This is a genomic window from Mesorhizobium sp. M0077 (assembly GCF_040322955.1).
In the GTDB taxonomy this organism is placed as follows: Bacteria; Pseudomonadota; Alphaproteobacteria; order Rhizobiales; family Rhizobiaceae; genus Mesorhizobium.
Genome location: NZ_JAMYUL010000013.1, coordinates 17,038 through 34,487, shown reverse-complemented (window position 1 = coordinate 34,487; position 17,450 = coordinate 17,038). Strand labels below are relative to the sequence as shown.

Here is a 17,450-nt window from a genome sequence, read left to right as displayed (position 1 = left end):
TCCATAGTTCCGCGTCTGATTTCGGAACAGCCGGCTCGACACGGCTGTCAAACAGAGGGGCACTAGATGGAAAACCGGAAAAACAAATCGCAATCGACCGGCCTGTCGCGGCGCGACGTGCTGGAACTCGGCGCACTTGGCCTGGCCGCAGCCATGCTGCCGGGTGCAGCCCTCGCCAAGGACAAGAAGCTGAAGGTGGCGGCCTCTTCGCCACGCCGATCGAGGAGCCGTGGGACAACCAGATCCACGTCGCCCTGCAGAAGGCCGAGAAGGAACTCGGCATCGAATACAAATGGTCGGAAAAGGTGCAGACCGCCGATTTCAGCCGCGTCATGCGCGAATATGCGCAAGGCGGGTACCAGCTGGTGCTGGGCGACGCCTTCGCCGCCGAGCGTGAATCGCGCCGCACGGCAAAGCAGTTCCCGAAGACGGCATGGCTGTTCGGCTCGGGCGCCGGCCCGGCCGAGCCCAATTTCGGCGTCTTCGACAACTGGATCCACGAGCCGGCCTATCTCTCCGGCATGATCGCCGGCAAGATGTCGAAGTCGGGCACGATCGGCGCGGTGGCGGCGATGGGCATTCCGGAAGTGAACCGGCTGGTCAACGCCTTCTTTGCCGGCGCCAAGGAGGTCAATCCCAACATCAAGAAGAAGGTCGCCTTCATCGGCTCGTTCTTCGATCCGCCCAAGGCCAAGGAAGCGGCCGTCGCCCAGATCGATGCCGGCGTCGATGTCATCTATGCGGAGCGCTTCGGCGTCATCGAGGCAGCGGTGGACAAGAAGATCCTCGCCATCTCCAATATGTCCGACCAGTCGAGCCTCGGCCCCGACACGGTCATAACCGGGCCGGTCTGGGACATGTATCCGACGGTCGAGCAGGCGATCAAGCTGGTCAAGGCCGGTGTCTTCACCGCGCAGGACTATGGCGATTTCTCGCGCATGGCCAAGGGCGGGTCGTTCCTGGCGCCCTACCATAAATTCGACAAGACGCTGCCGGCGGATGTGAAGGATCTGGTCGAGAAGAAGAAGGCCGAGATCCTGGAGGGCAACTTCCGCGTGGATGTGGATGAGAACACGCCGGTTTCGGATTAGCTCGGCGTACCCCCCCCCCTTGAGGGGAGGGTGGCCCGCAGGGCCGGGTGGGGTCCTCCGCGAAGTGCTCCATCCTGCTAAGTCATAGGTTGAGGCAGTTGAGGTGACCCCACCCGCCTCGCTTCGCTCGGCACCCTCCCCTCGAGGTGGAGGGGTATCTCCGCAGGAGCACCTTTGTCCGCCCCTCTCATCGAAATGCGCGCCATCACCAAGAGCTTCGGCGCCGTCAAGGCGAATGAGGCTGTCGATCTAAGCGTCGCTCCAGGTGAGATCCTCGGCCTGCTGGGCGAAAACGGCGCCGGCAAGACGACGCTGATGAATGTGCTGTTCGGCGCCTATGCGCCGGATGCCGGCGAAATTCTTATCCAGGGCAAGACCGTGCGGATCACCAGTTCGGCCGATGCGCTGGCCGCCGGCATCGGCATGGTGCACCAGCATTTTCATTTGGCGCCAAGGCTGACGGTCCTGGAAAACCTTCTGATTGGCATTCCCGGCAAATCCGGCCGCATCGACCGCGCCGGCGGACTTGCCCGGTTGTCCGACATCAGCCGTCAGCATGGGCTGACGCTGGACCCCAACCTGCCTGTCTCCGCGCTGTCGGTCGGCGAGCAGCAGCGGCTTGAAATCGTCAAGGCGCTGTTTCGCGGCGCCAGGCTGTTGATCCTTGATGAGCCAACCGCGGTGTTGGCGCCGGGCGAGGTCGACGGGCTGTTTTCGGCGCTGCGCTCGATGGCGGCGCAGGGGCTCGGCATCATCTTCATCTCGCATAAATTGAACGAGGTGCGGGCGCTCACCCATCGCTGCACCGTGTTGCGGCACGGCCGCGTCGCCGGCCGTGTCGACGATCCGGCGAACACGACATCGGCAGAAATGGCGCAGCTGATGTGCGGCCATGAGATCGTGCCGCCGGCAAGAGGACCTTCGACCCCAGGCGCGGCGGTGCTGACGCTCGACGGTATTTCCACCTCACGGCATTCGGGGACGCCGCTGCGCGATGTATCGCTTGCCGTTCGCGCGGGCGAAATCCTCGGCATTGCCGGGGTCTCCGGCAATGGCCAGCGGGCGCTGGCCGAGGTGATTTCCGGCACGCGCGCGCCCGACGCCGGCGCGATGACGATAGCCGGCAAACCTGTTACGCGGTTCTCGCCGCGCGAGGTGCAGGCGCTCGGCCTTGGCCGCATCCCGGAAGACCGTATGACGACCGGGCTGGTCACCAATCTGCCGCTCGCCGATTCCATGGTGTTGCCGCGCATTGGTACTGCGGCTTTCAGCAGCCGGGGCCTGCTCAAGCCAGATGCGATCCGCGCCTTCGCCGAAGAACAGATCAAGGCCTATGACATCAGGTGCCCCGGGCCGATGACCCGCGCCGGCGCGCTGTCGGGCGGCAATCTGCAGAAGGCGCTGCTGGCGCGCGAACTGGCTTTCGACCCGAAGGTGCTGATCGTCTCGCAGCCGACGCGCGGCCTCGACATCGGTGCCGCCCGCTTCATCCACGAAAAATTCCTCGACATGCGTGCCAAGGGCTGCGGGATCATCGTCATCGGCGAGGATCTCGAAGAGCTGCTGGTGCTCTGCGACCGCATCGCGGTGATGTATGAGGGCCGCATCGCCGGCACGCTGGACAGCGCCGATGCGACCATCGCGCGGCTTGGGCTGCTGATGACCGGGGCGGAGGGCAGAGCCTAGATGGACTTTCTCACTCGGTTCCTCGCAGAAACCTCAAATAATACTGCCCGCTTTTGGCTGACTTTAACCGTCAGCGCTGCCCCTCACCTGCCTGCCGGCATCCTCTCCCCGTATAGAGACGGGGAGAGGGGCTCTCACCCATGGTTTCGCCAATCGCCACAGCTGCAAGAGGGGAGTTGCATAGGGCCCGGATCCCTTCTCCCCGTGTCTATTCGGGGAGAAGGTGCCGGCAGGCGGATGAAGGGCGGCGCGACCGTCTGGGCGGCGGAGGGGCATAGCTGATGTTCCGCCTCGAAGCCCGCAGTTCCACCCCCGCCTGGTTCAATCTCGCTTTGCCGCTGCTGGCCATCGGCGCAGCGCTGGTCCTGTGCAGCGGCCTCATCGCGCTGGCCGGCGCCGGCGTGCTTGAGGCCTATGGCGTGATGCTGTCGGCCTCGTTCGGCGACAGCTATGCCATCACCGAAACGCTGGTGCGCGCCGCCCCGATGATCTTCACCGGGCTGGCTGTGGCCGTCGCCTTCCGGGCCAAATTCTGGAACATCGGCGCCGAGGGCCAATTGCTGGCCGGCGCCGTGGCCAGCTGCTTCGTCGGCGCCATCCCAATGCCGGGCGCGCTGGCGATCCTGTCGATGGCGCTGGCGGGCGCTGCTGCCGGTGCCGCGGTAGCGCTGGTGCCCGCGACGCTCAGGGTCAAATTCAAGGTGGATGACGTCGTCAGCTCGCTGCTGCTCAACTCGGTCATCTACTATGCGCTGATGGCGCTGATCGAGGGGCCGTGGAAGGACTCGTTCAGCGGCTATCCGATCTCGCCGCCGATCGAGGATTCGGCGAATTTCCCGGTGCTGCTCGAAGGCACAAGGCTGCATCTGGGTGTCATCGCCGCGTTGATCGCGGCCCCGTTGATCTGGTTCCTGATCGTGCGCACCACGCTCGGCTTCCGGATCAGGGTCACCGGCGAAAGCCCGGAAGCCGCCCGCTATGGCGGCATACATGTCGAGCGGGTGCTGATCTCGACGGCGCTGCTGTCGGGCGCGCTGGCCGGGCTTGCCGGCGTCGGCGAGGTCGGCGGCGTGCATTTCCAGGTGATGAGCGACATTTCGCCGGGCTATGGCTATTCCGGCATCGTCGTTGCCATGCTGGCCAGGCTCAATCCGCTCGGCGTCGTACCGGCGGCGATCTTCCTGGCCGCCGTGATGACCGGCGCCGAAGCGATGTCGCGCGCCACCGGCGTGCCGGCGTTCCTCAGCGATGTCATCCAGGGCACGGCGCTGCTCGCCATGCTGGTGGCGCTGCTGTTCACGGCCTATCGCATCCGCCGCGTCGGTGCCGCCTTATGAGCGCGGTGTTCGAACAGATCTTTCAGGTCGGCTTCCTCGCCGCCATTATCCGCATCGCCACGCCGCTGGCATTTGCCACGCTGGGCGAGATGTTCTCCGAGCGGGCCGGCGTGCTCAATCTCGGTATCGAAGGCATCATGCTGCTCTGCGCGATGACCGGCTTCACCGCCGCCAGCCTCAGCGGCAGCCTGTGGCTCGGCGTGCTGGCCGCGGTGTTGACCGGCATGGCGATGAGTGCGCTGCATGCGCTGTTCACCGTGGCGCTCGGCCTCAGCCAGCATGTCTGCGGCATCGGCGTTACTTTGTTCTCGTCCGGCCTTGCCTATTTCCTCTACCGTCTGACCTTCGGCCAGCAATCGGTGCCGCCCAGCATCAAGGGTTTTCAGACGGTGCCGATCCCGCTGCTGTCGGATATTCCGGTTCTGGGGTCAGCGGTTTTCAACCAGTTTGCGCTGGTCTACTTGGCAATCATTGCCATCCCGCTCGCTGCTTTCGTGCTCTACCGCACGCCTTGGGGGCTGTCGGTGCGGATGGTCGGCGAGAACCCGCGCGCCGCTGATTCCGCTGGGGTCAGCGTCATCGCCACGCGCTTCCAGGCGGTCATCCTCGGCGGTGCGCTGATGGGGCTTGCGGGCGCCTTCCTCACCATGGCACAGTTCAACGCCTTCACCTTTGGTGTCGTGTCGGGCCGTGGCTGGGTGGCGATCGCGCTGGTCGTGTTCGGCCGCTGGGACCCGTGGCGCTCTGCGGGCGCGGCGCTGCTGTTCGCCTTCGTCGATGCGCTACAATTGCGCATGCAGGCGAGCGGCCTCGGGCATATTCCCTATGAGACGTTCTTGATGCTGCCGTTCATTTTCACCATCGTCGCGATGGCCGTGATGTCACGCAACGCGGTTGCGCCGTCGGCGCTGCTGAAGCCGTTTCGACGAGAAGAGCGGTAAGCGAGTAGGACTTGGCGCCCTTCCTCTCCCTCCGGGGGAAGAGGTGGCGCTGCGAAGCAGCGACGGAGCGGGGAACCACCTCGCCACTGTTGCCAACGGGTGCGCATGAATCTTCCTTGCGCCAAGGGTCGACCCCCACTCCGTCGAGTTGCGCTCGACACCTCTCCCCCGATCGACGGGGGAGAGGAAGGGCGCCAAGCCTGGGATACTCACATCGCCGTAAAACCATTATCGACAAACAGATGCGTGCCATTGACGAAGCTGGACTCATCGCTGGCGAGGTACAGCGCTGCCTTGGCCACTTCCTCCGGCTCACCGATGCGGCCCTGCTGTGCGGCCAATGCGGCGTCCGACACGTCGACGCCGAGCTTGCCGAGATCGGCGACCTCGCGCAGGCCGTGCGGCGTGCGGATGAAGCCGGGACAGACGGCGTTGCAGCGTATGTTGCGGTCGCGGAATTCGACTGCGATGGCGCGCGCGAACATGTGGCAGGCGCCCTTGGTGGTGTCGTAGAGCACCTCCATGGGTGTGGCCGCCACAGCCGAGATCGACGAGGTGCAGACGATCGAACCGCCACCGGCAGCGATCATGCCCGGCAACACGGCGCGCGTCATCAGGAACATCGAGCGGACATTGACCGCATGCAGCCAGTCCCATTCCTGCACTGTCGTCTCCAGGAACGGCTTTATCACGATGGTGCCGGCATGGTTGAACAACACCGTGGCCGGGCCGAGCCTGGCAGTCGCCGCCTTCACTGCGGCCTCGACCTGCGCCTCGTCCGAGACGTCGGCCACCCAGTGTTCGGCGATATGTCCCCGCGCGCGTATCGCCGCCGCAGTGGCTGCCGCCGCCTCGCCATTGCGGTCGATGATCGCCACCTTGGCGCCTTCGGCGGCGAACAATTCCGAGGCCGCTCCGCCCATTCCGGTCGCGCCGCCCGAGATGATTGCAATCTTGCCGGCTAGTCTTGTACCCATGTTCTGTTCCCCGTTCCCGATCGAAATGATCCGCATTTATGCCGGAATGGCGATGCTATCGCCTATGCAGACGTCGGCCAAGCTTGTCGCTCGCTTGTCGCCAGCAGGGGTCCCCCAGCAATCCAAAACCAAATAATAAGGCATACTGAGAAAATCGTTCTACATATCGCCAAAAAATAGCACTCGACAAAGTCTACTGATTTTATAGATTAATCCGCAAGACGGAGGTCGATATGTCCTATATCCAGAACGCCGAGACGGACCGCACCAGCCAGAGGCTGGCCAATAGCCAGGCTTTCCGCCCGGCCTATGCCGGCGCCTTCGCCTATCTCGTCTTTGCCCTTGCGTTCGTGTTCACCGGGGCAGTCGTGCTCGGCTTGATTCCCTGACCCGTTCAGGCCGAAGGGTGGCGACCTATCGCTTTCAGTGAGTGACCGGAGTTGATGAACCGAATGCGGATGCGCTTTGGCGCTGACCGCTTGTTTTTACGCATGTCGTCGTCTCAAAAACCGGGGCCACTTTTGGGCGACATACATCCAACGTGATGGAGGAGATGGCAATGCCGATCGAGTTCACGCATGTTCCCGGTAAAACGCATGCCGCCGACGTCGGTTCGGCCGTTCCGTTCTTCTATGATTTCGTCGAGACGGCGACAAAGCTGTCGCTGATCGAGGATTCCGGCTTCCAGAACATCGTCGTCGACGACCCGGCCGGGCTGTTGACCAATATGGACATCGCCGCCCAGGCGCTGGACCGCACCTCGTCGCTGGAAGTGGTGCTGACGCACTGGGCCGGCGTGATCGCGCCTGCGGTTGCGGCGCGGCAACTGGCGGCGCTCGACGCCAGGAGCGGCGGCCGGCTGGCGCTGAGGATGCTGAGCGAGCCGCTGGATGACGACGATGCCGAGACGCGTCCGGTCGGCCACACCGTGGTCTGGCAGCGCATCGACGAATATCTGGTGCTGCTGAAGCGGCTGTGGTCGAACGACCGGCCCTTCGACCATGAAGGTGCGTTCTACAGCATCAAGGGTGGCTATGTGCCGCGCAAGGGGCCGCATGGCGTCGATATCACCATCCGCATGGGTGGCCAGTCCGGCACGGCGCTGAAGGTCGCCGGCCGCCATGCCGACGTCTTCGAGCTGGCGCCTGGTTCGCCCGACGAGATCCGCCAGCTGATGGAACGGGCGCGCAGCGCCGCCGCCGAGCATGGCCGCGCCGGCAAGCTGCGTTTTGCGCTTCCGGTCCGGGTCCGCTCGGAGGGTGGCGCCTCTACCGTCGGCCACAAGGCGGTCGAACTTTCCGGACCACCGGCGCAGATCGCCCTGTCGCTGCTGCCCTATGCGGCGCTGGGCATCAGCGAGTTCATGATCGTCGGTGTCGACCGGCCGCGCGAGATCGCCAGCGTCGGCCGCGAGACGATCGCGCTCTTGCGCAACTCGCTGGCACGCCGGGAGGCGGAGGTGCCGCAGCCCGGCGCGTTTGCCTCGCGGGGCGGGTCGGATATTCACGCAGGGTGAATTTGCGGGTGGAATGAAAGCTATTTCGTAGCGTTCCTTCACACCCCCCTCTGCCCGGCAGGGCAGAGGGGGGCTGTCCCGCCAGCGTCTAATCACCACTCAGCACTGCCAGCGCCTCCAGCACCGCGTCAGATTCCGTCAGCGTACCAAATACCCCGTCCTCCACCGTCACCATATGCAGCGCCGCGTCATGCGCGTATTGGTCGCCACTGGCGCAGGCATCGGCGATGGTCAGGCACTGGAAATTGCGGTCGCAGGCCTCGCGCAGCGTCGTGTGCACGCAGACATCGGTCGTGCAGCCGGAAAAGATCAGATGGGTGATGCCGCGTGCGCGCAGCACAAGCTCCAGATCCGTATAGGTGAAGGCGCTGTTGCAGGTCTTGTCGACGATGATGTCGTGCGGCGCGACGTCGATCTCGGCGACGATCTGAAAGCCGGGGCCGGAGCGCAGCAGCACGTCGGTGCCTTCGAGACCCGCCCGCTTGCGGCGCCATCTCTCGTACGGCGTCATGTCGGCCATGTCGCCGCGATATCCCTGCCTGGTGTGAATGATGGTGAGGCCGGCCGAACGTGCCGCTGATATCAGTCGGTTGACCGTAGGCAGGATGGCGCGCAGCGGCGCGGGGTCATAACCCTTCCTGGCGAAATAGCCGGTCGGCGAGAGGAAATCCTCCTGCAGGTCGATGACCAGCAGCGCGGTGTTTGCCGGCACCAGCCGGCCGTCATAGGGGAAATCGAATGGTATCGCCTTGATCATCGCAGCCTGCTCAATTGCTGCCCGGTATCGTGGCCCAGCAACCCTGCGGCCGTCCATCCCTCGGTGCGACGACACCAGGTAGACCGATGCCAGGACGATGTGCCGTTGAGACATCGCGCCCACAATCGTTGGCCAAAAAAGCCATCTTGTTTGTTGACTCCTAAACTCATGTTTTATAGTCAAGCAGGGGCACTCGGCCGCCTGAATTGTTTTCCAGCGGCTGTGCCGCATTTGAGAGAAGCCAGAATCCGTGGCTGGAGTTTTCGGGGTCGAGATCGGGGTGTTCCCGCATCCCGTCACCGGCCAGCCGATCGGTTTGCAATGACGAAGCGAGGACGAAGCGTGTCCAGAAATGGTTTGTTGGCGGCGCTGGCCGCGGTCATGCTGTCGGCCGGCAGCGCTGCTGCGCAAGAGCGGCCAAACACGCAGCCCAGGGTGACGACGGTGCCCGCTGCAGCTCTCCAGTCGGCGCCAACTGTAGTCGAACAGCCCGCACCGGCTGCGCCTGTCCCGCCGGCTCCGCCAACTGCCGGGCAGGCGGCGCCGACCGCGCCACAGCCGGCAACCCAGCCCGGTGCATCCGCGCAGGCCGAGGCTTCGGCAATATCGCTGACGCTGCCGCACGATCTGTCGCCCTGGGGCATGTTCATGGCCGCCGACATCATCGTCAAGGCGGTGATGATCGGGTTGGCCTTCGCCTCGCTCGTCACCTGGACGGTGTGGCTGGCCAAATCGCTGGAGATTCTCTTCGGCAAGCTCGGCGCCCGGCGCGCTGCGCGCGCCATCGGCAATGCCGCCACACTGCGCCAGGCCGGGCGCTCGCTTGGCAACAGTGGCGGCCCCGGTGCGCTTTTGGTGCGGGCAGCCGAGGAAGAGACTGCCCTTTCGGCCGGTGCGCTCGGCCATGTTACCGGCGACGGGCTGAAGGAACGAGTGACGTCGCGCCTGTCGCGCATCGAGGCGGCGGCGGCGCGGCGCGTGTCGCGCGGCACCGGCGTGCTGGCGACGATCGGCTCGACGGCGCCCTTCGTGGGCTTGTTCGGCACCGTCTGGGGCATCATGAACGCCTTCATCGGCATCTCGCAGGCGCAGACCACCAACCTCGCGGTCGTCGCGCCCGGCATCGCCGAGGCGCTGCTCGCCACTGCGATGGGCCTGGTCGCGGCCATTCCCGCGGTGGTCATCTACAACGTCTTTGCGCGGTCGATAGCCGGCTACCGGCAGCTCCTTGCCGATGCCTCGGCCGGGGTCGAACGGCTGGTCAGCCGCGATCTCGATTTCCGCACGGTGCCGCAGGCGCCCGCGCTGGCGGCGGAGTGATGGGCCATGGCGGCTAGTATTCGCGAGACTATCGACGGCGATCTCGAGGAAAGCCACGAGATCAACGTGACGCCGTTCATCGACGTCATCCTGGTGCTGCTGATCATCTTCATGGTCGCTGCCCCGTTGGCGACAGTCGACGTCAATGTAGATCTGCCGGGTTCGACCGCGACACCGGCGCCGCGGCCGGAAACGCCGCTGTTCCTGACGCTGAAGGACGATCTGACGCTGGCGATCGGCAATGACAGCGTGCCGCGCCAGGCTTTTGCCTCCGTGCTCGACGGCAGAACCAAGGGCGATAAGCAGACCCGCATCTTCCTGCGTGCCGACAAGGCGGTCGGCTATGGCGAGTTGATGGAGGTGATGAACCTGCTGCGCGGCGCCGGTTATCTGAAGATCGCGCTGGTCGGGCTGGAGACGGTGCCAGCGGACGCATCCCCGCCGCAACCAGGCGCCGCCCCATGACGCAACTGGCCGCGGCCGTTCCCACCGCCGACCCGCCGGGCGCCGGCGCGCGCGAGATCGGTTTGTGGGCGGCTGCGGCCATTGTCATTGTCGGCGCGCATGTCGCGATCGTCTATGCCGTCCAGAGCTTCAGCCTGGCCAACATGGCCGATGGCGGCCCGCCGCCGGCTGTGGCTATCGAGCTGTCGCCGATGATGGTGGCGCCGGCGGTGCGGGTGGACTCAGCGGCCGACGTGGTGACGCCCGAGCCGCCGAACCAGATCGAGGAGGCGGTTGCCGAACTGAAGCCCGTCGTAGAGCCCGAGCCCGGTAAGCCGGAGCCGGTCACCGAGAAGAGGGAAGCGGCTCAACTCGATAAGACCGCTCCGATCGAGACGGCAGCGGCCGAGCAGCCCGATCAATCGCCGCCGCTGGATGAGGTGGTGCCCGACATCGTCCCGAGCATAGCGCCGGATGTGGTCATTCCGCTGCCCCAGACCAAGCCGGCGGAGACCAAGCCGGTGGAGGCCAAGCCGATCGAGAAGGCGAAGAAGGCTGCCGAAAAACCCAAGCCGAAACCGAAAGAGAAGAAGGAAAAGGCCGCGCCGGCGAAAGCGGTCGTGACCGCCAGTGTCGATCAAAAGGCAGCGGCGAAGGCGTCGGCGCCGAAAGCTTCGCAATCGAGAGGATCATCAGTCAGTGCAAGCAAATGGAACTCCCAGCTGATCGGATGGATCAATCGGCACAAGCGCTACCCGAGCGCGGCAAGGTCGCGGCGCGCCGTGGGTACCGCAAATGTGACCTTCGTCGTCAGCGCTTCGGGCAAGGTGACCTCCGTCCGGCTGACACGATCTTCGGGGGACGCCGATCTCGATCGCGCCGCGCTCGGCATTCTGCAGGGTGCGACGGTGCCCGCGCCACCGCCTGAGAAGGCCGGGACGGCTGTCGTGGCGCCTTTGATGTTCACGCTGCGGAACTAGAATCAGTCGGACAAGGCCGATCCCATGACCACGTACTTTCCCGCTTGACTGACCCGCCGGACCGAATACGCTAGCGCAAAATACCGGCCTTGGTCGCCGGGCGGCAAATATGCCTCGCATGCCTCGCCCTCCGGCGCTGGCTGCGGGGCATTGTCATTTCTGAGGATCGGTTTGAAACGGCGTATCGAGATCGGCATCCTGTATTCCCGCTCGGGCAGCTATCAGCTGGTCTCCGATGCGTGCCGGATGGGCGCCATGCGCGCCATCGCCGACATCAATGCCGATCGGAGCTATGGCATCGAACTGGTTCCGGTCGAGCGCGATCCGCAAAGTAATGCCGATCGCTACGCGACTTTGTGCGAAGATATTTTCAGGACCAGCAGCGCGCGCCATGTCGTCGGTTGCGTCACCTCCTGGAGCCGCAAGGAAACCATCCCGGTGCTGGAGAAGGCCGGCGGCATGCTCTGGTATGCCTGCCCCTATGAAGGGTTCGAGGCCAACGAGCATGTCGTCTACATGCACGCCTGCCCCAACCAGCATCTGGTTCCGCTGATGGCGCATGTCGTGCCGCGTTTCGGCGCCAACGGCTTCCTGCTCGGCTCGAACTACATTTGGGGCTGGGAGATGAACCGCGTGGCGCGCGACCTGATCGCGGATGCCGGGGGCAAAGTGCTGGGCGAGCGCTATCTGCGCATCGGCGAGACCGACGTGTCGCGGCTGATCGCGGAAATCCGGGCGACGAGGCCGAGCTTCATCCTCAACAATCTGATCGGCACCTCATCCTACGCCTTCCTGGCGGCTTACCGCGAGCTGGGCGATGAGGATGCGGCATTCAGGCCGGAAAACTGCCCCGTCATCTCCTGCAACCTCACCGAAGGCGAGTTGCCGGCGATCGGCGATACAGGGAAAGGGCATCTGTCGGTCGGGCCCTATTTCGCGCCCCGGCCGGCTGCCTTCGCTTCGTCCTTCGAGGCCTCCGCCTATGCCTCGGTGCAGGTGATGGCCGACGTGCTGTCGCGCGACACTGATGCCGGCCCGGCGGAATTTTCCAAAGCCTTCGCCGAGCGGCGCTTCTCCACCCGGCTCGGGCCGATCGCCATCGACGCCCACTCCCAGCACGCGACGCTGCCGGTGATCATCGGCCGGATCGCCGATGGCTTCTTCGAGGTCGTCAGCCAGGAGGATGAGGTCGCGCCGGATCCATATCTGTCGCGCTACGACCCCGCCAAGACGTTCGGCCGTCCGCGTCTGAGAGTGGTGTCATGACCCGGACGCGCATCCCCAATCTCGGCGGCGCGCGGGCTTTCATCCTGCATCGCCCGCATCCGACGGTGCAGGCCATCACCAGGCAATTGTCGGCCATCGGCCTGGCTACGATCGACTGCTGGCCGGAATTGCCGCCGGAAGCTCTCGCCGCCGATTTCGTCTTCTTCGATGCCGATCTCGGTTTCGACGAGCAATTCCCGTGGAAGCCGGGCGAGGCGCCGATGCCGCTGGTGGCGCTGATCGGTTCCGAGGCGCCGGGGCGTATCGAATGGGCGCTGTCGCACAAGGCCGATGCGCAGCTGCTGAAGCCGGTCGGCAATGCCGGCGTCTACAGCGCTCTGTTGATCGCGAGACAGAGTTTCGAGGCCCGAAAACATTTAGCCGGCGAGATAGCGTCGCTGCGCCAGCGCGTCGCCGAGCGCCAGACCATCGTGCGCGCGGTGACGGCCTTGTCGAAAGGCAGCGACGACGAGCGCGCCTATGCGCAGCTGCGTTCGCTGGCGATGAGCTGGCAGATCAGCGTCGAGGATGCCGCGCGTCGGATCGTGGCAATGACAAGCGAGGAAGCGACGGGGGAGGAAGGCGGCGATGACCAGTCCCATCGCGCCTGATCTCCCGGTACGCATGCCGGCAAAACCGCGCGCCGGCGTCTGGCGTCGGCTGGTCAAACGCCGCCTGGCGCTGCTCGGGCTGGTCATCGTCGCCATTGTTGTCGCCGGCGCCGTGCTGGCGCCCCGGCTGACCGGCTACGATCCCAACGAGCAGATGTTCGACGGCCTGACCATCGAGGGCTCGCCGCTGCCGCCCAGCGCCCAGTATTGGCTCGGCACCGACCTGCTCGGACGTGACCTCTTGACCCGCATCCTCTACGGCGCCCGCACCTCGCTGATCATCGGCATCGTCGCCAATGGCGTGGCGCTTTTGATCGGCACTTTGGTGGGCGTCACCGCAGGCTATTTCCGCGGCTGGATCGGCAGTGCGCTGATGCGCTTCACCGATCTGATGATGGCGTTCCCGGCGCTGCTGCTCGCCATCTGCCTGGCGGCAGTGTTTCAGCCGAGTCTGTGGATCGTCGCCATGGTCATCGCGCTGGTCAACTGGGTGCAGACGGCGCGTGTCATCTACACCGAGACCTCATCGCTGGCCGAGCGCGAGTTCATCGATGCCGAGCGCAGCATCGGGGCGAGTGCGCCGCGCATCCTATTTCGCCACATCCTGCCGCATCTGCTGCCGACCATCATCGTCTGGGGCACGCTCGGCATCTCGACCACGGTTCTGCTCGAGGCGACGCTTTCCTTCCTCGGCATCGGTGTGCAGCCGCCGACCGCGTCGTGGGGCAACATCATTTTCGAGAACCAGACCTATTTCCAGGCCGCGCCCTGGCTGGTGTTCTTCCCCGGCGCCGCAATCCTCGCGTTGGCGCTGGCCTTCAATCTGATCGGCGACGCGTTGCGCGACATCCTCGATCCGACGCAAAGGGGCCGGGAATAATGGGGGGCCGGTCATGATCGCCTATCTCGGCCGCCGGCTGATCCAGTCGCTGCTCATCCTGCTTGGCGTCTCGCTGATCACTTTTGCGCTGCTCTACCTCTTGCCGGCCGACCCGGTGCGGCAGATCGCCGGCCGCAGTGCCACGCCGCAGACGGTGGAAAACATCCGCCAGCAACTCGGCCTCGACCAGCCTTTCGTGGTCCAGTACTGGCACTATCTGACGAAGCTACTCAGCGGCGATCTCGGCCGCTCCTACATCCAGCGCTCGGAGGTCACCGAACTCATCGTCTCGCGGCTGCCGGCCAGCCTGCTTTTGATGGTCGGCGCCATCCTTTGCGAATTGCTGATCGGGCTCTCGATGGGGCTGATCGCCGCCGTCAAGCGCGGCTCCGCCACCGACCAGACCCTGATGGTGGCCTCCTTCGTCGGCGTCTCGGCGCCGCAATTCGTCGTCGGCTTGTTGCTGCTCTACGTCTTTGCCGTGCGGCTAAGCTGGTTTCCGATCGGCGGCTACGGCACATGGCGCCATCTGGTGCTGCCGTCGCTGACCATGGGCATACTCGGCGCCGGCTGGTACGCGCGCATGATGCGCTCGTCGATGATTGACGTCCTGCGCCAGGATTATGTCCGCACGGCGCGGGCCAAGGGCCTGGCGCGCAGCGCCATCATATTCCGCCACGCACTGCCGAATGCCATCCTGCCGGTCATCGCCATGATCGGCATCGACATCGGCATCTTCATGGGCGGCATCGTCGTCGTCGAAAGCGTGTTCGGCTGGCCGGGTATCGGTCAGCTGGCGTGGCAGGCGATCCAGCGCGTCGACATTCCGATCATCATGGGCGTCACGCTGGTCTCGGCCTTCGCCATCGTGCTCGGCAATCTGCTCGCCGACATCATCGCGCCGTTCATCGATCCCCGCATCAAGCTCAGATGAAAATGAAACAGAGAAAGGGAACACAACAATGAAAAAGTTTCTCGCATCCACAGTCGCGGCATCGGCCTTGGCCCTCATGCTCGGCATGACAAGCGTCCGCGCCGAAGACACGGTCGATCCCAACGCCAAGCAAGGCGGCGCCATCACCATCACCTACAAGGACGATGTTGCGACCCTCGATCCGGCGATCGGCTATGACTGGCAGAACTGGTCGATGATCAAGAGCCTGTTCGATGGGCTGATGGATTACGAGCCGGGCACCACCAATTTGAAGCCCGATCTGGCAGAAAGCTACGAGATTTCGCCCGACGGCCAGACCTTCACCTTCAAGCTGCGCCATGGCGTGAAATTCCACAATGGCCGCGAGATGACGGCCGACGACGTGAAATATTCGCTCGACCGCGTCACCAATCCGAAGACGCAGAGCCCCGGCGCCGGCTTCTTCGGCTCGATCAAGGGCTATGACGATGTCGCCGCCGGCAAGGCCGAAGGCCTGTCCGGTGTCACCGTCGTCGACCCCTACACGGTCAAGTTCGAACTGACCCGGCCCGACGCCACCTTCCTGCATGTCATGGCCATCAATTTCGCCCATGTCGTGCCGAAGGAAGAGGTCGAGAAATATGGCGCCGATTTCGGCAAGCATCCGGTCGGCACCGGCGCCTTCAAGCTCGCCGAGTGGACGCTGGGACAGCGCATCGTCTTCGAGCGCAATGCGGACTATTGGCACAAGGGCCTGCCGCATCTCGACAAGATCACCTTCGAGATCGGCCAGGAGCCGATCGTGGCGCTGCTGCGCTTGCAGAAGGGCGAGATCGATGTTCCCGGCGACGGCATTCCGCCGGCCAAGTTCCAGGAGGTGATGGCCGATCCCGAGCAGAAGGCGCGTGTCGTCGAAGGCGGTCAGCTGCACACCGGCTACGTCACCATGAACACCACCATGGCGCCGTTCGACAATGTTAAGGTGCGTCAGGCCGTCAACATGGCGCTCAACAAGGCGCGCATCATCCAGATCATCAACGGCCGCGCCGTGCCGGCCAACCAGCCGCTGCCGCCGTCGATGCCGGGCTACGACAAGGACTACAAAGGTTATCCCTATGACGTAGCCAAGGCCAAGGCGCTGCTGGCCGAGGCCGGTCATCCCGATGGTTTCGACACGCAGCTGTTCGCCATGAACACCGATCCCAACCCGCGCATTGCCCAGGCGATCCAGCAGGACCTGGCGGCCATCGGCATCAAGGCCAGCATCCAGTCGCTGGCGCAGGCCAATGTCATCGCCGCCGGCGGTGACAAGGCCGGCGCGCCGATGATCTGGTCGGGCGGCATGGCCTGGATCGCCGACTTCCCCGATCCGTCGAATTTCTACGGCCCGATCCTCGGCTGCGCCGGCGCGGTGCCGGGCGGCTGGAACTGGTCGTGGTACTGCAATAAGGACCTCGACGCCAAGGCGGCCGAGGCGGATTCTGTGGTCGACCCGGCAAAGGCCGGCGAACGCGACAAGATGTGGAGCGCCATCTACGACAAGGTGATGGAAGACGCGCCCTGGGCGCCGGTCTTCAACGAACAGCGCTTCACCATGAAATCCGCCCGAATGGGCGGCGCCGACAACCTCTATGTCGACCCGGTCCATATCCCGATCAACTATGACAATGTGTACGTAAAAGATGTGCAATAGCTGCGACTACACCATCCATGGGCGCCATCACCATTTCGGCTGGGACAATTCCTTTGTCCCGGCCGAGCGGGTGGCGCCCGGCGCGACCATCGAGTTCCAGTGCCTCGATGCCGCTGGCGGCCAGCTGAACGCCGACAGCACGGTCGCCGAAATCGTCAAGCTCGACTTCGCCGGGGTCAACCCGGTGACCGGGCCGATCTTCGTCGAGGGCGCCGAGCCGGGTGACGCGCTCAAGGTGACGATCGAGATGTTCAAACCGTCCGGCTTCGGTTGGACGGCGAACATTCCCGGTTTCGGCCTGCTCGCCGATGACTTCACGGAACCGGCGCTGAACATCTGGAAATACGATGCAGCCGCGCTCGAACCGGCGCTGTTCGGGAAAAACGCGCGCGTGCCACTGAAGCCGTTCGCCGGCACCATCGGCAATGCGCCGGCTGAGATGGGGCTTCACTCGGTGGTGCCGCCACGGCGGGTCGGCGGCAATCTCGACATCCGCGATCTCGCTGCCGGCACGACGCTCTATCTGCCGGTTGAGGTGGCCGGCGCGCTGTTCTCGGTCGGCGATACGCACGCCGCACAAGGCGATGGCGAGGTCTGCGGCACGGCGATCGAGAGCTCGATGGACGTCGTGCTCAAGCTCGACCTTGTCAAAGACGCCAGGCTGAAGACGCCGCGCTTCACCACGCCGGGCCCGGTGACGCGCCACCTTGATGCCAAAGGCTATGAGGTGACGACGGGCATCGGGCCGGACCTGATGACCGGCGCCAAGGAGGCGGTGGCGCAGATGGTCGATCTGCTCGCTGGGCGCTACAAGATCGACCCGGTCGAGGCCTACATGCTGGTTTCGGTGTGCGGCGATCTTCGCATCAGCGAGATCGTCGACATGCCGAATTGGGTGGTGTCGTTCTATTTTCCGCGTTGCGTGTTCGAATGATGTCAGGTCGGCGCTGCACCCCCACCCCGCTGCTTCGCAGCGACCCTCCCCACAAGGGGGAGGGTAAAGCGCTGCCGCCCTACCTCCCCCTTGTGGGGAGGTCG

16 protein-coding genes and 1 pseudogene are annotated in these 17,450 nt (G+C 64.8%); 15 read left to right on the top strand and 2 right to left on the bottom strand.

Features of this window, described 5'->3' with window-relative positions:
- Positions 1-66: 66 nt before the first annotated feature.
- The 4 genes and pseudogenes from NKJ57_RS23090 to NKJ57_RS23075 all read left to right on the top strand — a co-directional run bounded on the left by NKJ57_RS23090 (position 67) and on the right by NKJ57_RS23075 (position 5,055).
- Positions 67-1,091 (top strand): annotated as a pseudogene (locus NKJ57_RS23090) (BMP family protein).
- 174 nt (positions 1,092-1,265) lie between these two features.
- Positions 1,266-2,777, top strand: coding sequence for an ABC transporter ATP-binding protein (locus NKJ57_RS23085; RefSeq protein WP_352512742.1), 1,512 nt, complete (start codon positions 1,266-1,268; stop codon positions 2,775-2,777).
- A 281-nt stretch (positions 2,778-3,058) separates the two neighbouring features.
- Entirely contained in the window at positions 3,059-4,114 is a 1,056-nt protein-coding gene (locus NKJ57_RS23080) for an ABC transporter permease (protein ID WP_023683937.1), read from the top strand.
- Positions 4,111-5,055 (top strand): ABC transporter permease, encoded by a 945-nt coding sequence (locus NKJ57_RS23075; RefSeq protein WP_023694455.1) that lies wholly within the window; start codon positions 4,111-4,113, stop codon positions 5,053-5,055. The genes NKJ57_RS23080 and NKJ57_RS23075 overlap by 4 nt, the downstream gene beginning before the upstream one ends.
- Before the next feature lie 209 nt (positions 5,056-5,264).
- Here the strand turns inward: NKJ57_RS23075 and NKJ57_RS23070 are convergent, their stop codons facing one another.
- Positions 5,265-6,032 (bottom strand): SDR family NAD(P)-dependent oxidoreductase, encoded by a 768-nt coding sequence (locus NKJ57_RS23070; RefSeq protein WP_023686096.1) that lies wholly within the window; start codon positions 6,030-6,032, stop codon positions 5,265-5,267.
- Positions 6,033-6,265: 233 nt separating this feature from the next.
- On the opposite strand from NKJ57_RS23070, the gene NKJ57_RS23065 reads away from it, so the two are divergent.
- Both NKJ57_RS23065 and NKJ57_RS23060 read left to right on the top strand, forming a co-directional pair.
- Positions 6,266-6,421: a hypothetical protein gene (locus tag NKJ57_RS23065; protein WP_023670454.1), complete on the top strand. Its 156-nt coding sequence runs from the start codon at positions 6,266-6,268 to the stop codon at positions 6,419-6,421.
- A gap of 170 nt (positions 6,422-6,591) precedes the next feature.
- The gene (locus tag NKJ57_RS23060) at positions 6,592-7,548 is read left to right on the top strand and encodes an LLM class flavin-dependent oxidoreductase (protein ID WP_352512740.1); all 957 of its coding nucleotides are present in this window, start codon (positions 6,592-6,594) and stop codon (positions 7,546-7,548) included.
- Between the two features lie 88 nt (positions 7,549-7,636).
- On the opposite strand, the gene NKJ57_RS23055 is transcribed toward NKJ57_RS23060, so the two are convergent.
- A complete protein-coding gene (locus NKJ57_RS23055) occupies positions 7,637-8,305 on the bottom strand; it encodes a cysteine hydrolase family protein (protein WP_352512738.1) in 669 nt (222 codons plus the stop codon).
- 342 nt (positions 8,306-8,647) lie between these two features.
- Between NKJ57_RS23055 and exbB the strand changes: the two genes are divergently transcribed.
- From exbB to NKJ57_RS23010, 9 genes are all read left to right on the top strand, one after another.
- Complete coding sequence (gene exbB / locus NKJ57_RS23050; RefSeq protein WP_352512736.1) at positions 8,648-9,625, top strand: tonB-system energizer ExbB; 978 nt, start codon at positions 8,648-8,650, stop codon at positions 9,623-9,625.
- A gap of 6 nt (positions 9,626-9,631) precedes the next feature.
- Positions 9,632-10,090, top strand: coding sequence for a TonB system transport protein ExbD (gene exbD / locus NKJ57_RS23045; RefSeq protein ID WP_352512734.1), 459 nt, complete (start codon positions 9,632-9,634; stop codon positions 10,088-10,090).
- Entirely contained in the window at positions 10,087-11,049 is a 963-nt protein-coding gene (locus NKJ57_RS23040; protein WP_352512732.1) for an energy transducer TonB, read from the top strand. The genes exbD and NKJ57_RS23040 overlap by 4 nt, the downstream gene beginning before the upstream one ends.
- 171 nt (positions 11,050-11,220) lie before the next feature.
- The gene (locus tag NKJ57_RS23035) at positions 11,221-12,315 is read left to right on the top strand and encodes a transporter substrate-binding protein (protein ID WP_023700174.1); all 1,095 of its coding nucleotides are present in this window, start codon (positions 11,221-11,223) and stop codon (positions 12,313-12,315) included.
- Complete coding sequence (locus tag NKJ57_RS23030; RefSeq protein WP_023668589.1) at positions 12,312-12,926, top strand: ANTAR domain-containing response regulator; 615 nt, start codon at positions 12,312-12,314, stop codon at positions 12,924-12,926. Before NKJ57_RS23035 ends, NKJ57_RS23030 begins: the two co-directional genes overlap by 4 nt.
- Entirely contained in the window at positions 12,904-13,806 is a 903-nt protein-coding gene (locus NKJ57_RS23025) for an ABC transporter permease (protein ID WP_023693235.1), read from the top strand. Before NKJ57_RS23030 ends, NKJ57_RS23025 begins: the two co-directional genes overlap by 23 nt.
- Positions 13,807-13,819: 13 nt before the next feature.
- A complete protein-coding gene (locus NKJ57_RS23020) occupies positions 13,820-14,740 on the top strand; it encodes an ABC transporter permease (protein ID WP_023693234.1) in 921 nt (306 codons plus the stop codon).
- Between the two features lie 76 nt (positions 14,741-14,816).
- A complete protein-coding gene (locus NKJ57_RS23015; protein ID WP_502902056.1) occupies positions 14,817-16,412 on the top strand; it encodes an ABC transporter substrate-binding protein in 1,596 nt (531 codons plus the stop codon).
- Positions 16,402-17,346 carry an acetamidase/formamidase family protein gene (locus NKJ57_RS23010; RefSeq protein ID WP_352512728.1) on the top strand — a complete coding sequence of 315 codons (945 nt, stop codon included), beginning with the start codon at positions 16,402-16,404 and terminating at the stop codon, positions 17,344-17,346. Before NKJ57_RS23015 ends, NKJ57_RS23010 begins: the two co-directional genes overlap by 11 nt.
- The last annotated feature ends 104 nt before the right edge of the window (positions 17,347-17,450 follow it).

Coding starts and splice junctions, on each gene's coding strand:
- NKJ57_RS23080 (WP_023683937.1), top strand. CDS start 3,059: ATGTTCCGCCTCGAAGCCCGCAGTTCCACCCCCGCCTGGTTCAATCTC.
- NKJ57_RS23075 (WP_023694455.1), top strand. CDS start 4,111: ATGAGCGCGGTGTTCGAACAGATCTTTCAGGTCGGCTTCCTCGCCGCC.
- NKJ57_RS23070 (WP_023686096.1), bottom strand. CDS start 6,032: ATGGGTACAAGACTAGCCGGCAAGATTGCAATCATCTCGGGCGGCGCG.
- NKJ57_RS23065 (WP_023670454.1), top strand. CDS start 6,266: ATGTCCTATATCCAGAACGCCGAGACGGACCGCACCAGCCAGAGGCTG.
- NKJ57_RS23060 (WP_352512740.1), top strand. CDS start 6,592: ATGCCGATCGAGTTCACGCATGTTCCCGGTAAAACGCATGCCGCCGAC.
- NKJ57_RS23055 (WP_352512738.1), bottom strand. CDS start 8,305: ATGATCAAGGCGATACCATTCGATTTCCCCTATGACGGCCGGCTGGTG.
- exbD (WP_352512734.1), top strand. CDS start 9,632: ATGGCGGCTAGTATTCGCGAGACTATCGACGGCGATCTCGAGGAAAGC.
- NKJ57_RS23040 (WP_352512732.1), top strand. CDS start 10,087: ATGACGCAACTGGCCGCGGCCGTTCCCACCGCCGACCCGCCGGGCGCC.
- NKJ57_RS23030 (WP_023668589.1), top strand. CDS start 12,312: ATGACCCGGACGCGCATCCCCAATCTCGGCGGCGCGCGGGCTTTCATC.
- NKJ57_RS23025 (WP_023693235.1), top strand. CDS start 12,904: ATGACCAGTCCCATCGCGCCTGATCTCCCGGTACGCATGCCGGCAAAA.
- NKJ57_RS23020 (WP_023693234.1), top strand. CDS start 13,820: ATGATCGCCTATCTCGGCCGCCGGCTGATCCAGTCGCTGCTCATCCTG.
- NKJ57_RS23015 (WP_502902056.1), top strand. CDS start 14,817: ATGCTCGGCATGACAAGCGTCCGCGCCGAAGACACGGTCGATCCCAAC.
- NKJ57_RS23010 (WP_352512728.1), top strand. CDS start 16,402: ATGTGCAATAGCTGCGACTACACCATCCATGGGCGCCATCACCATTTC.